13 protein-coding genes are annotated in these 14,103 nt (G+C 52.8%); 4 read left to right on the top strand and 9 right to left on the bottom strand.

Annotated features, from left to right (window positions below; all coding sequences use genetic code 11):
• Positions 1-96: 96 nt before the first annotated feature.
• Both CKQ54_RS16070 and CKQ54_RS16065 read right to left on the bottom strand, forming a co-directional pair.
• A complete protein-coding gene (locus tag CKQ54_RS16070) occupies positions 97-1,464 on the bottom strand; it encodes a glycoside-pentoside-hexuronide family transporter (RefSeq protein WP_120163061.1) in 1,368 nt (455 codons plus the stop codon).
• 201 nt (positions 1,465-1,665) lie between these two features.
• Positions 1,666-2,739, bottom strand: a complete 1,074-nt coding sequence (locus CKQ54_RS16065) for a sugar ABC transporter substrate-binding protein (RefSeq protein ID WP_120163060.1) — start codon at positions 2,737-2,739, stop codon at positions 1,666-1,668.
• Positions 2,740-3,036: 297 nt separating this feature from the next.
• On the opposite strand from CKQ54_RS16065, the gene CKQ54_RS16060 reads away from it, so the two are divergent.
• A complete protein-coding gene (locus CKQ54_RS16060; protein ID WP_120163059.1) occupies positions 3,037-4,188 on the top strand; it encodes a PQQ-dependent sugar dehydrogenase in 1,152 nt (383 codons plus the stop codon).
• A gap of 84 nt (positions 4,189-4,272) precedes the next feature.
• Here the strand turns inward: CKQ54_RS16060 and CKQ54_RS16055 are convergent, their stop codons facing one another.
• The 3 genes from CKQ54_RS16055 to CKQ54_RS16045 form a co-directional block, all read right to left on the bottom strand.
• Positions 4,273-4,893, bottom strand: coding sequence for a glutathione S-transferase family protein (locus tag CKQ54_RS16055; protein ID WP_120163058.1), 621 nt, complete (start codon positions 4,891-4,893; stop codon positions 4,273-4,275).
• 146 nt (positions 4,894-5,039) lie between these two features.
• Entirely contained in the window at positions 5,040-6,323 is a 1,284-nt protein-coding gene (locus CKQ54_RS16050) for an MFS transporter (RefSeq protein WP_120163057.1), read from the bottom strand.
• Positions 6,320-7,741, bottom strand: a complete 1,422-nt coding sequence (locus CKQ54_RS16045; RefSeq protein WP_120163056.1) for a M20 family metallopeptidase — start codon at positions 7,739-7,741, stop codon at positions 6,320-6,322. The genes CKQ54_RS16050 and CKQ54_RS16045 overlap by 4 nt, the downstream gene beginning before the upstream one ends.
• Positions 7,742-7,897: 156 nt before the next feature.
• On the opposite strand from CKQ54_RS16045, the gene CKQ54_RS16040 reads away from it, so the two are divergent.
• Complete coding sequence (locus CKQ54_RS16040; protein WP_120163055.1) at positions 7,898-8,821, top strand: LysR family transcriptional regulator; 924 nt, start codon at positions 7,898-7,900, stop codon at positions 8,819-8,821.
• 15 nt (positions 8,822-8,836) lie between these two features.
• On the opposite strand, the gene CKQ54_RS16035 is transcribed toward CKQ54_RS16040, so the two are convergent.
• Positions 8,837-9,550 (bottom strand): HAD family hydrolase, encoded by a 714-nt coding sequence (locus CKQ54_RS16035; protein ID WP_120163054.1) that lies wholly within the window; start codon positions 9,548-9,550, stop codon positions 8,837-8,839.
• Between the two features lie 101 nt (positions 9,551-9,651).
• The gene (locus CKQ54_RS16030; protein WP_112289388.1) at positions 9,652-9,996 is read right to left on the bottom strand and encodes a GlpM family protein; all 345 of its coding nucleotides are present in this window, start codon (positions 9,994-9,996) and stop codon (positions 9,652-9,654) included.
• A 310-nt stretch (positions 9,997-10,306) separates the two neighbouring features.
• Between CKQ54_RS16030 and CKQ54_RS16025 the strand changes: the two genes are divergently transcribed.
• Positions 10,307-11,518 carry a serine hydrolase gene (locus CKQ54_RS16025; protein ID WP_120163053.1) on the top strand — a complete coding sequence of 404 codons (1,212 nt, stop codon included), beginning with the start codon at positions 10,307-10,309 and terminating at the stop codon, positions 11,516-11,518.
• 135 nt (positions 11,519-11,653) lie between these two features.
• On the opposite strand, the gene ybjG is transcribed toward CKQ54_RS16025, so the two are convergent.
• Both ybjG and CKQ54_RS16015 read right to left on the bottom strand, forming a co-directional pair.
• Positions 11,654-12,259, bottom strand: a complete 606-nt coding sequence (ybjG, locus tag CKQ54_RS16020; protein WP_120163052.1) for an undecaprenyl-diphosphate phosphatase — start codon at positions 12,257-12,259, stop codon at positions 11,654-11,656.
• Between the two features lie 294 nt (positions 12,260-12,553).
• Entirely contained in the window at positions 12,554-13,288 is a 735-nt protein-coding gene (locus tag CKQ54_RS16015) for a class I SAM-dependent methyltransferase (RefSeq protein WP_120163051.1), read from the bottom strand.
• 271 nt (positions 13,289-13,559) lie between these two features.
• Here CKQ54_RS16015 and CKQ54_RS16005 point away from each other — a divergent pair, with 271 nt between their 5' ends.
• The gene (locus CKQ54_RS16005) at positions 13,560-13,847 is read left to right on the top strand and encodes a hypothetical protein (protein WP_112289384.1); all 288 of its coding nucleotides are present in this window, start codon (positions 13,560-13,562) and stop codon (positions 13,845-13,847) included.
• Positions 13,848-14,103 lie beyond the last annotated feature (256 nt).

Genomic DNA, 14,103 nt, shown 5'->3' with positions numbered 1-14,103 from the left:
TATGCTCCCGGGGATTTACTCAGTTGCCGCTTTGATTCAGCACGAATGATTTTGGGCATGTTCAGTTAAATCAATTTCAGTTTTTCAAAAACAAATTCATTTCATAAATTCTTGCTGATTACGGCGGATGCCCTGAGCCACTTCATCAAGAATGCGGCGCAGCAGCGGGGTGCGCAGAATGTAATAGCGTTTGCATATGATGGCGCTCAGCAGATAACAGACTGCCGGAACCAGAGTGAATAACGCGATAATGCTGGTCATGGTGGCCGCATTTTGAGTAGTGGCACCAGACTGATAACCGGAACCTGCCAGCATCCAGCCGATCATCGCGCCGGCCAGTGCCAGACCGAGTTTCAGCACAAACAGGGTACCGGCGAAACTGATACCCGTCAGACGCTTGCCGTCATTCCATTCGCCGTAATCGACGGTGTCGGACATCATCACCCACTGGATTGGCGTCACGAGCTGGTGCAGAACACCGATGACGAAGATGAAGATAAACATCAGTACGCTGCCGTTCACCGGCAGGAAGAACATGCCGATGCTCAGCACCGCCAGAATAGCGTTGGTCCACCAGAACACGCTGACTTTGCATTTCCAGTCAGTCAGCGGCTTAGCCAGTGCGCTGCCGAACAGGTTACCGACCGAATACACGCCGAGGAACCAGGCGAACAGCACCGGATTGCCGAGAATATAAGTGACGTAATACATCATGGCGCCGCCGCGAACCGCGACCGCCATAATATTGAGGATGGTCAGCAGGCCGACAATGCGCCACTGATCGTTGTGCCAGATATCACGCAAATCTTCGCGCATGGTGCCGGTAGGTTTGCCCGGATCGACACGCTCTTTGGTGGTCGCAAAACAGATCGCCAGCATGATGGCAGCGACAATTGCCAGTACCGCGATCCCCCCCTGATAGCCGAGCGCTTTATCTTCACCGCCGATGTAATTCACCAGCGGCATCATCAGCACCGTACTCAGCATCCCGCCGGCGGTGGCCAGCACGAAGCGATACGATTGCAACGAAATACGCTGTGTCGGGTCAGAGGTGATCACACCACCCAGCGCGCAATAAGGGATATTCACGACGGTGTACATCAGCGTCAGCAGCGTATAAGTGATGGCGGCGTAGATCATTTTGCCGGTCATGCTGAGCTCAGGCGTGGTGTAGGTAAAGACGCAGACGATACCGAACGGGATAGCACCGAACAGTACGTAAGGACGGAATTTCCCCCAGCGGGTGCGGGTGCGGTCGGCCAGTAATCCCATGCAGGGATCAGAAATTGCGTCCAGCGCGCGGGCGAGCAGGAACATGGTACCGACATAACCGGCCGGAATGCCGAAGATATCGGTATAAAAGAACATCATGTAAAGCATGACGTTATCGAAAATTATGTGACTGGCCGCATCGCCTAATCCATATCCAATCTTTTCCTTGACCGAAAGGATCTCAGTACTCATTGCTTCAATGTCCGTATGAAATGGGAGAGTAGGAGTTTTAACGTTTACAAGGCGCTGAGGCTATTGAGATTTTTGTTTCTGAAATTATGTTTCTTTATTTCTGTGATCGCGCGGGGCAAACGGGGAAAAGTTGAGCGGAACAAACGGGTGAAGTACTGAACAGCGGAGGAAAACCTCCCGTTTCCGGGAGGTCTGAGGCGGTTACTTTTTGTATTTTGCTTCCAGCGTCGCAAACCACGGCGCAGTGAAATCTTCAGATTTTCCCCAGCCCGGAATGATTTTACTCAGGCCGGTCACGTTGATGCCATCCGGCTGGCTGAGCAACAGGGATTGAGGAATGGTTTGTGCCGGGAATTCATAAGTGGCAGGCGTTTTCTCACCGGCAATTTTCAGGGCCACGATACGCAGGTTCACGGCGCCGATCAGCTGAGTATCGACAGCGGCGGTCATCTGCCATGGGCTGCCTTTTTCGCGCATCAGCTGAAGATCCTGATTCGACACGTCGATGCTGTAGAGTTTGATTTCAGTACGGCCATTCTCTTTCAGGGCCTTATATGCGCCCTGGCTGAAGGCATCCCATGCACCCCAGATTGCATCAATCTGACCTTTCGGGTATTTCGCCAGTATCGCGCCGACTTTGTTCGCCGTATCGCCCTGGACGTCAGATGACACCGCGCCGATAGACTCCAGCTGATGAATACCCGGATTCTCTTTCAGAATGGCTTCGTAGGTTTTCTGGCGACGTTCCATTGGCGGGAAACCGGCTACCCACAATTTAACGATATTGGCTTTACCGTTGAAATCTTTCACCAGCTGACCCACAGACGCTTTTGCCAGCGAAGCATCGTCCTGACGAGTCACCGTGACGCCTGGAATATTCTCCGGCACTTCGGTATCAAAGGCAGACACCGCAATACCGGCAGCGGCGATGCGTTTCACCAGCGCTTCAGAGTAAGGTCCGCGACCTTGCGAAAGGATGATGCCGTCGTATTTCTGGCTGATGGCCTGATTGACGAAATCCTGGAATTTGGCGTCATCGCCGTTGCTCAGGAAGGTATCGACTTTAAACCCAAGCGCGCGGCCTTGTTTGATGGCACCGGCAAGAAACTGGGTGGTGTTGTCGTCGGAGCCGAGATTACGGATAACCGCGATGCGGACAGGACCGTTGTGCTGGGCAATGGCCGCCGGAACGGGCGCTGGCGTTTCAGCGGCAGCGAAGGCGGGTACAGATGAAAACAGGCTCAATGCCAGCAGGGATGCGGATATTTTTCTCATTATTCTGTTCTCATTATATTGCTCTTATTATTAAAGATGTCCGTCGGACGCGGTTTTTCTGGTGTCATTTTCAAGTGAGGATGTACAGAAGTCTGTCTGTCCAGACGTCTATTCTGTTGGGGCAGTTTACCGGTATGTTAAGAAAGAGGGAATGCCTTGTTGTTATTATATTTCGGCCAGGTGTTATTCCTGCTGGTTATAGGGAGCGAACCGTCGCGCAGCAAAATCAGTCACATGGCCTAAACTGAAACTTCACCTCTGAATTTCATTCTCAACAATGCCTCCGGGAGAAGCCTTATGTCCTTTTCTTTCCGCGACACATTATTGCCTGTTTTTACCCTTGTCCTGATATCCGCTCACGCCGGTGCCGCGCCGAAATCCCCTGTTCCGCCGTCACAGGCTGGCGCACAAGTGACGGAACTGGCGAATGGCTTAGATCATCCCTGGTCGCTGGCTTTTTTGCCGGATAATCAGGGCGCGCTGATCACCGAACGTAGCGGACAGCTTCGTTTATGGAAGCCGGACGGCGGGCTTTCTTCGCCGCTGAAGGGCGTGCCGCGCGTCTGGGGCAGCGGACAGGCCGGTTTGTGGGATGTGCGTTTATCGCCGGATTTTGCCAGCAATCGTCGGGTGTATCTGACCTTCTCGCAGCCGGGTGAAAAGGGCGAACCTCATGCTGCGCTCGGCTACGGCACATTGTCGGCGGATAATAAAACGTTGAGCAATTTTAAAGTGATCTTCATTCAGCAACCGGCCCTGCAAAGCGGTATCAATCTTGGCGGTCGCATGGCGTTTGATGATAAGGGCAATATTTATCTGTCCACCGGCGATAACAATCAGCGCATTAATGCCCAGCATCTGAATCAGTTACAGGGCAAGATTTTGCGTCTCACGCCGGAAGGTGGCATACCGCAGGACAATCCGTTTGTGCACGACAAGAATGCGAAGCCTGAAATCTGGACGTACGGCAACCGCAATCCGCAGGGGCTGGCCATCAATCCGTGGAGCGGGGCGCTGTGGGAAACCGAACACGGGCCGCGCGGTGGCGATGAAGTGAATTTACCGCAGCCGGGGAAAAACTACGGCTGGCCGCTGGCGACGTTTGGGATTAACTATTCCGGTCAGCCGATCCCTGAAGCGAAAGGGACGACGCTGGCGGGCGCGGAAGATCCGATTTACTACTGGGAGGTATCGCCTGCGCTGAGCGGAATGGCGTTCTATAACGCGCAGACATTCCCGCAGTGGAAAAACTCGCTTTTCGTCGGGGCGCTGGCGGGTGAATCACTGATCCGCCTGACGCTTGACGGCGATACAGTCACTCATGAGGAACGGCTGCTTAGCGATCGCAAAGAGCGTATCCGCGAAGTGCAGATCGGCAGCGACGGGTTTGTGTATGTGCTGACGGATGAGAGCGATGGCAAGTTACTGAAAATTGCACCGCAAAGCTGAGGTTATTTGATGAGAAAAGGCGGTGAGAAATGACCGCCTTTTGCAGGTTAAATCGAAACCAGGATCAACCGACGCGAAGACCGGTCAGCTCAGGGGCAGCATCACGCGCTTACAGAAAGCCGGACGCTGCTGAAGTTGCTGATACCAGCGTTCCAGATTCGGATGCGGCTGACGTTCAATATCAAGACGGAACCAGGTATCGGCGTAGCAGGCAACCGGAATATCACCGATGCCGAACTGCTCACCGGAGAACCATTTTTGCTTCGCCAGCACGGCGTCGGCAATCGCCCAGTATTTTTCAAATGCGGCCATCCCCGCCGCGACTACCGACATATCGCGTTCTGCTTCCGGCGTGCGCACCAGCGTCAGGAACACCTGACGAAAAGGTACGGTCAGCGAGTTACTGCACCAGTCCAGCCATTTATCCGCCGCTGCCCGTTGTTGCAGATTGTCCGGCCAGAAGGCTTCTTCGCCGGAACGTTCTGCCAGATAGCGCAGAATGGCATTGGATTCCCACAACACGAAATCGTCGTCCTGCAGACAAGGCACCAGCCCGTTCGGGTTTAGCGACAGATAAAGCGGTTCATTGTTTTTGCCATACACGCCGCCGGCATTGATGTGCTGAAAGGTCACATTCAGTTCATCGAGCAGCCACAGCACTTTTTTGACATTGCTTGAATTTGCGCGGCCCCATAGAGTGAGCATCCGGAACTCCTTGTTTTTAATAGGGGAAAACAGAAGATGTACATCTTTCTGGCTAAGACTATAGGCCACGCTCAGTGATTAAGCGACGTGAAAAAAGTAACACTCAGCAACAGGATATCCCGCCGCTGAGTGCTGCTGAGGCGAAATCAGCGCTGAGTTTTTTGTGCTTTAAATAGTGACCAGACGCTGAGCAGGGCGACAACCATCAGATAGTAACCCGGTGCCAGACTGCTGCCGGTGGCGGAGATCAGCAGCGTACAGATGAACGGTGCAAAACCACCGAAAACAGTCACCGCAACGTTGTAGCTGATCGCCATGCCGCTGGCGCGGGTGGTTATCGGGAACAAATCCGCCATCATCGAAGGCACGGTAGAGAAATACACCGATTTCAGCAGTGCCAGCCAGCTAATCAGCAGCAGCAATGACATCGCCGACGTGTATTGCAGCATCAGCCAGAACGCCGGATAAATGGTCAGCAGCAACAGAATCAATGAGCCCCACATCAGCGGCAGGCGACCAATTTTCTCTGCCCACAACCCCATAAACGGCGTGACTACCGTCAGAATAATTCCGGCGGCCAGCGTGGCGCTGAATCCGGCGGAAGCAGGCAGATGCAGCGTTTTGGTCGCGTATGTCGGCACGTAGTTCAGCATGTAGTTAATGGCGGTAGACACCACCATCAGACCGATGGCTGTAAAGAACAGACCTTTCTGTGAACGCACGATTTCTTTGAGCGGAGAGGCCGTCTTTTCGGCTTTACTGAAGCTTTCCGATTCTTTGATATGGCGGCGGATATACAACCCGACCGGCCCGATCAGCAGACCGAAAATAAACGGAATACGCCATCCCCAGTCCTGTAACTGCGTTTCGCTCAGGACGGCGGATAAACCCAGCCCGAAAGCCGAGGCCAGCAGTGTGCTGGCACCCTGCGTGGCGAACTGCCAGCTGGCGATAAACGCTTTACGCTCCGGAAAATGTTCGACCAGAAACGCCGTCGAACTGCCGAATTCCCCGCCTGCGGAAAACCCCTGAATCAGCCTGGCGGCCAGTATCAGCAGCGGTGCCGCCATGCCGATAGTGGCGTAAGAAGGCGTGATAACGATAATCAGCCCGCCGATCATCATCAGACTGATGGACATCAGCAACGAGGCTTTGCGACCGTGTTTATCGGCGTAAGCGCCCAGAACAATGGCACCCAAAGGGCGGATCAAAAATGAAACGCCGAAACTGCCAAATGCCAGCAGCAGGGAGACTGTCGGGTCGGACGTCGGGAAATACGCATGGGCGATATAGCTGGCGAAAAAGCCGTAAATGGCGATATCAAACCATTCCAGTGCGTTACCGATACAGGTCGCGAACAAAGTTTTCATCAGGCTGGGCTTTTCTGCCGTTGAGCCTGCATGTTGAGAAGTGGCGCTTAACTGGCTCATTTGGCGCCTCCGGCGTGGGCAAGATGCTGTTCAAGCAGGCGGGGACCGCGCTCACCGAGGTCCCACAAAAGATGAGTCATGATGGCCAGCCCCTCGCGGGCCACGGAAATCAGCATATGTTCGTTAACGCCATGCTGGCCGCAGGCCGGATAAGAGTGCGGAACCCAAAGCGTCGGCAAACCGAGAATGTCGGCAAAGACATCATTAGGCAGCGAACCGCCCAGATTTGGCAGCAGTGCCGGTTTTTTGCCGGTTGTGTGTTGCATGATATCCAGCGCCCAGCCGACCAGCGGATCGGTTGGATCAAAACGGGTGGCCGGTGAGCCGCGTACAAATTCCACATCGACCTGCGGGAAACCGTGAGCATCCAGATGTGCGCGTACGTGCTGCGCCAGATTCTGCCAGTCGGTGCCGACCACAAACCGCAGCTGACAAACTGCTGTAGCGTTGCCCGGAATCGCGTTCATCGGGCGCTGCGGATTGCCGGTCAGGAACGACAGCACTTCCAGCGTATTCCACGCGTACAAACGCTCGGTTGGCGTCAGACCCGCCTCGCCCCAGTTCGGGTCGATTTGCGGATCGCTGGCACCACCACCCACATCGACATCACTGAGGATCTCACGGATAGCCTCGCTGACCGCCGGTGGTTTCAGAGCCGCAATCTGCAACTGACCGTGCTGATTCACCAGCGACGCCAGCGCATTCGCCAGTTGCGTACCCGGATTGGTGAGCAGACCGCCCCAGTTTCCGGAGTGATAGGCATTGTCGCGTGCGTTAATCGTCAGACGGAAGTTCACCGCGCCCCGTGAGCCGAGGAATAATGTCGGGCGTTCTGCGCTCAGACGCGGACCGTCCGAGGCCAGAAAAATATCGGCGCTCAGTTCTTCATGATAATCACGGCAAAGTTCAGCCAGCCCCGGAGAGCTGATTTCTTCGCCCATTTCAAACAGCAGTTTGCAGTTGAATCCCAGGCGGCCGCCGCGGGCTTTGAAAATCTGCTCCAGCGCGGCAATGTTGACGCTGTGCTGGCCTTTATTGTCGGCGCTGCCGCGTCCGTACCAGCGGTCACCTTCCTCTTTAAGCTCCCAGGGCGATAAATCCTGCCGCCAGTTTTCATCGTCGCCAAACACCACATCACCATGGCCGTAACTCAGTACGGTTGGCAGTTTGCTGTCTTCAATGCGCGTGGCAATCAAAAAAGGACGGTGTGCGGCATGAGGATTTTCCACGCTGAGCAGGCTGAAACCCATCGCGGAAAGTGCCGGTTTGATCTCTTCATCGAGATAGCGTGCCAGTTCTGCGTCGCGCTGATTACTCTGGCTTTCAGTCGCAATAGCGACCCTGCGTGCCAGAGTTCGTTTGTATTCACCCTGATCGAACCAGGCCAGCGCCTGTTCAACGATATTTTCCGCTGTCATATGAAACCTGCTTGTAATTGTTTTGAGGATTTATTGTTGGTTTTTTTAGCAGTTTCACTCTAAGCGCTGCGCAAGCGTTGCCACAATAATAATAATTGCAACTTAGCATTGCTTTTATTGTAATGCTCATCTGCACAGTTATGAGGCAATAAGGTCATGCAAAGTTCGGAGATCCGCTATTTTCTGGCGGTAGCAAATACGGGGTCACTGAGCGGGGCGAGTAAGCAATTATTCGTCGCCGTATCTGCCATCAGCCGCCAGATCCAGCGGCTGGAAGAGCGCATCGGTGCGCCGCTTTTTGAACGTCATGCCCGCGGGATGGTGCTTAATGATGCCGGGCAGATCCTCGAAAACCACGTGCGTAAAAGCATGATGGATATGGAACATGCGATAGCGGAAATTCAGGGGTTGAATGCGGTACGCCGCACGGTGATCCGCATGGCCTGTACCGACGGGCTGGCGTTTGATCTGCTCCCGCAGTTGTTTTCACAGTTCAGACACGATCATCCCGGCGTGATGTTTTACCTCAATGTCGGTACGGCGGTGGAAGTGTCGGAAATGATCCATAAGGGGGAAGTGGACTTCGCCTTGCAGTTCAGTCTGGTGGCCGAGCGCGGCGTGGATATTATGGCCTCTTTTCCCGCACCGGTGAGGATGGTAATGCGACCGGATCATCCGCTGGCTGCAAAGGATGTGCAACTGACGGACTTACATCCGTATCCGCTGGCGATGAACGAGCAGGGCAGCACCATCCGTCAGCTGTTTGATTTGTCATGCCGGATGAGCGGCGTTTTTCTCGAACCGGCGGTGAGCTGTAACCGTTTCTCTGTGTTATACGATTTTATGGTGCATACGCCCGGCGCAATTGCGGCATGCAGCCATTTTTCCATTATGTATAAAGCGCGCCGCGACAATCTGCGCGTCAAACCGGTAAACATTGAACAGCTAAATCAGCGGACGTTGCAGTTGCAGTCACCAGCTGGAAAACGGCGTTCCGCTGCGCTGACCCAATTCATCGAGTTTGTCCGCGATGAGATAGCGCGGGAAAGCGAAGCGTTTATCCGTGATTATGGTCTGTAGATAAAACATCTTGCTTCAGCAGGCGGTCTGTTGCAGATGTGGATAGCGCGGCCAGTGCTGAGAATGCCAGCCCTTTTCGGCCGCGATATTTTGCAGCGCCTCGCCGGGATTAATCACCGTCGACACGTCGGCAAATTCCAGCAAAGGCTGATCGTATAACGTGTGGCTGTAGGCAAATATTTGCTGATAAGCATCGGGCTTGCAGGTTTCCAGCCAGAGTTTCAGCCGGTCGAGGCGACCCTGATGAAACATCAGATGGCCTTCCACCACACCGCTGAACCGCTGATTGCTGACGCCCGCCTTTAACCCGATACCCGCCTGTGCGCCAAGACGTCTCGCCACCGGTTTCACCAGATGTTCGCCGGAGGCCGAGACAATCAGGATTTCATCCCCGCGCGCCCGGTGCCACTCCAGCTTTTCACGTGCCTGCGGATACACACGCGGCATGATATCGCGGTGAATAAACCGCTGAACCCAGTTTGCTACGGTCGGACAACTCAGACCGCTCATCGGGACAAAGGCACGGGCAAGATAATCACTGTAATGGGCGGCAGATTGCGGGGAAAACTGTCCTCCGGCGACTGAATTTTGTGCAGGCAAGGCATGCAGACGGTAATGACTGAGTTCATCCGAAGAGGCATAACCCTGAGAAATCAGCCAGTGCAGCCACAGGTTGTGGCTGTCATCACAAATCAGGGTATGGTCGAGCTCAAAAATGGCGAGATCCATGGTGCGGATTCCCTCAGCTGACAGTCTTCATTCAGCGTAGCGCAATTTTGGCGTTTGAGTGTTTTGTGAACGATATTGCCACGTAATCTTAATAAACCGATTTACCCGGCGTGAAAACGAGTCCACAGGCTGATCAGTGCCCAGGCGGCCAGCGACCAGCAGGCGACGGCGGCAATGAGAGCGTAAGGTAATTTCATCGAACCGATGAAAAAATATAAGGAAAGCAGATACACCATGTACGGGATGACGGCCCACAGGCCGAAAATGATGGTGGTGCGCAGTGCCTCGATATTGCGTTCAGTGCCGACTATATAATGGGCGATCAGAGCGAAAGTCGGGAACAACGGCACCAGCCCGGCAATGTAATAGTTACGTGTTTTAGAGAGTATTCCGATCAGGATCACGACCAGTGCGCCGATCAGCGCTTTAAAGACCAAACCTGCCATTTCTGCCCCTGCCGTCAGTTCATCAACGTTGGCGTCATGTTGTGAATAAGCCGTTTATTGTTATAGATATTTTGTATGTGTTTGTATGCCAAATTGCCGCACATGTTTGAAATGGTCAAGCACTGACTGCTGTTTTTATCGCCAGTTGAATCTGCGCAAGCAGCGGAAAACTCTACTATTCTTAAGATCTTTACACTATTTAGGTTTATTCCCGACCCGGAAAGCAGTAGGTTTTACACCTGACAGAGTTGCACAATCTGATTGAAAGATAAGATAAATTTCAGTTACCCGGACAAAAGCGCTGATACCTATGACAATTTCTTCCCCATTCAAACGGACTTTCATTTACGCGCTGGGCAGTGGAATACTCCTGCTGGCGCTTCCCGCCGCTCAGGCGGATACCGGCCCCGTCGCCCCTCAGATTAATGCCAAATCCTGGGTGTTAATGGATTACAACAGCGGGAAAATCATCACCGAATCTAACCCTGATGCCCGTCTTGACCCGGCCAGCCTGAGTAAAATCATGGTCAGCTATGTGGTCGGACAGGCAATCAAATCTGGCAAAATCAAATCCGATGATCTGGTTTCTGTCGGCAACGATGCCTGGGCAACCGGAAATCCGGTATTACGCGGCTCCTCGCTGATGTTCCTTAAACCTGGCGACCGCGTGCCGGTGTCCGAACTCAATAAAGGCATCGTCATTCAGTCGGGTAACGATGCCAGTATCGCGCTGGCCGATTACGTCGCGGGTAGTCAGGATTCATTCGTCAATCTGATGAACCGTTACGCAGAACAATTGAAACTGCAAAATACGCATTTCAAAACAGTTCACGGGCTTGATGCGGATGGTCAGTACACCTCCGCCACCGATATGGCGCTGCTTTCACAGGCCTTGATCCGCGATACGCCGGATGAATATGCGCTGCACAAAGAGAAAGAATTCACCTTCAACCACATCAAACAGATCAACCGTAACCGCCTGTTGTGGAGCTCAAACCTGAACGTTGACGGGATTAAAACCGGCTACACGTCAGGCGCGGGTTATAACTTAGTCTCCTCGGCCAGCGATTCAACCGGCATGCGCCTGATTGCCGTGGTGATGGGCGCGCCAAGCGACCGTATCCGTTTCAGTGAAAGCGAAAGCCTGCTGACCTGGGGTTTCCGTTTTTACGAAACCCTGACGCCGATAAAAGCCGGTGATGCATTTACCAGTCAGCGCGTCTGGTTTGGAGACGAAAAAATGGTACCGCTGGGTGTCGCTGAAAATGCGTCGCTGACGATGCCGAAAGGGCAGCTGAAGAATCTTAAAGCCAGCTTTAATCTGACCAATAAGCAACTTGAAGCGCCGCTGGCGAAAAATCAGGTGGTGGGTACGGTCGATTTCAGTCTGGACGGCAAAGTGATTGAACAGCGTCCGTTGGTCGCATTGCAGGAAGTGAAGGAAACCGGCTTTATTGGTCGTATCTGGGACTTCGTGATGATGAAAATCAGCGGTCTGTGGGCAAGTATTTTTGGGAAATAAAACCCCGCCATCCTTCAGGCTGCCTCTGCGGTAGCTGCGTTTGTTCACCCCGGTCACTTACTGATGTAAGCTCCGGGGTTTCACACACTTGCCGCCCAGATGCAACTCGAATGATTAAGGGGGTTGTTTCAGTTGTTAGTTCTGTACCCAGCCTTTCTTAATCGGGATGGCAAATCCGAAACGGTAAACCTTGCACATCATCGCGTTAATCTGCTCACCGAACAGGTTCCACACCAGTTGTGCGAACAGGCAGCCGAGCATCCCCACCAGTAAACCGCCGACCATATCCAGCGGCCAGTGAACCCCCAGATAGACGCGTGACCAGGCGATACCCACGGCGGTCACCATCAGTATTGCGCCGGACCACAGGCGGTGCCAGAACAGGAACGACAGGGCGAAGGTGAAGATGGCGGTGCCATGATCGCTAGGGAATGAACTGTCAGGGGCGTGCTGGAGGAAGGTATGTCCGAAACCCTCCACAAAAGGGCGTGCATGAGGGAATAACAGCGATAACGACTTAGCAGTCGCCATCGCAAAAAGAAGGGCAATGGCTGTTTTGCTGACCAGAACGCGTTGCTGGCCAATGTTCTCGCGCTGTCCCCAAAGCCATAGACCAACAATCAGCAGGGGGACAATGATGATCAGGTCATTGGCCAGAAATGAGGCAAACTTGATCAGCATTTCCGGCGAGGCCGGCGTCGCATTAATCCAGAGAAAAACCAGATGGTTCAGCTGTTCCATTAAACTACCCTCGAATAAACAGGCCAAAATAGCCTTCAAAAAATTGCGATCAATCAGTCACAAAACCTTCATAAACGCCGGATACGTTAATTGGCGTGGTCACAGAGGTAAAGGGGACATCGTCTGAATATCCGCAGTCATTGAGCAACGGTATAGTTTCGCGATGAAATGAAGTGTAAACAGAAGAACTTAAGGAAGCCTTAAGCAGGCGGGAGGACGAGCCTCCCGGCGGTGATGCCTGACTGGATAAATGAAAGAAAAGATTTCAGAAAGAGGGGGGATCAGGGGGAACGATTAACGCGGTTTTTGCACTGACATCAGGAACAGCATTGGTCGTTCGGCTTCCTCAGCAAGATCCGGATAAGCGGCAATCTGCTCAGCAGAAGGGCCCCATTCATCCAGATGACAGATAACGAATCCTGCTTCAATCAACAAATTGATATAAGTGCCGAGCTTCCGGTGCTGCTTAATAACGCCTTCTGCAAACCAGTCAGTGACGCGCTGGCCTTCACGCTGATAACCTTCCACCGGCCAGGTTTTATGACCTTGCCCGTTGAGCTTCCAGCCCGGCTCTGAAGGCGCGGTATATACCGGATGCTCGGCGGAGAAGACGAAATGGCCCCCTGCCTTCAGCGCCTGAAAAACAGTACGGAACAGCGCGGGCAGTGCGTCGATGTAATGCAGAGTCAGGGAACTGTAGGCAAGGTTGAAAGAAGCCTGGGGTAAGGTTAGCGTCTCCAGGTCGCGTCTTTCATAGCGGATAACCGTATCCGGGGTCATGGAACGGGCCTTATCCAGCATTTTTTCTGAGACATCCAGGCCGAGAACGTCACCTGCGCCCATTTCACGTGCAGCCCGGCAAAACCAGCCGTAGCCACAACCCAGATCGACCACGCGCGCGTTTTTCATGTCTGGCAGCAATGCTTTCAGGGAAGGCCATTCCGGTGCGCCTTCCAGCCCGAACTGCGAGCGTCCGAGTTGGGCATAGCCATCGAAAAAGGCCTGATCATCGTAAATATTTTGCGTCATGAGAATGACTCCTATAAAAATAGTCTTCACTGCCAATTCATTTTGGCCTGAATAGTGTAGTGAAAAATTTTATAAGAGAGCAATGAAATGGAGATTCGTGAGGCCGTTTTTGCTGATTTAAGTGTATTACAACGTCTCGGGCGGGAGACCTGTCGCCATTATTTTGGTAGTTTGTGGCAAAATAGTGACGGGCTGGATGCATCGGAAGGCTGAGACTGCCTGTGTGACGGCCACACAGACGACTGAACTGTGGAATGAAAAAAGGATATCAATGATTAAAATACGCCTGGGCGGCCTGTTTATTACACTGGAAGCGGGAGAAGATATTCCTTACGCGCCGGAATATTGTGAACATTACACTTACCTTTTTCATCCGGTAGAAGGCGGCTATGAAATTTTGCGTTACGACGCATATTCTGGCTGGCATAAACGTCCGGACCAGTTATTTGAAGACGGACATCAGGCATTTGTATTTGCTTATCAGGCGTACCAAAATGAATGGAATCAGACCGACGGGCGGTTAGGCGGTAAAGATCAACATCTCGAACGTATTATGTAATAAACATGTGTACAAATAGATCCATCAGCCTCCCATCCCGGAGGCTTTTTTGTGGATGAAATTGCAACCCTGCCACCGAAGATATACAAAACATTACATTAGGCTTTTCAATATCCAGATTATGTTTTCATGCCATAGTTCCGCAGTGAAATGATTATTATCATCAGGCATCACTGCAAAGATAATAGTAATTACTGGGTGGGATAATCGTAGTCAAGATTATGTTTTATATGGTTTTATTATTATGAGTTGATGA

The sequence above is a fragment of the Rahnella variigena genome (assembly GCF_003610915.1).
Lineage (GTDB): Bacteria > Pseudomonadota > Gammaproteobacteria > Enterobacterales > Enterobacteriaceae > Rahnella > Rahnella variigena.
The sequence above is the reverse complement of the archived record's forward strand: the minus strand, read 5'-3'. Positions and strand labels throughout refer to the sequence as shown.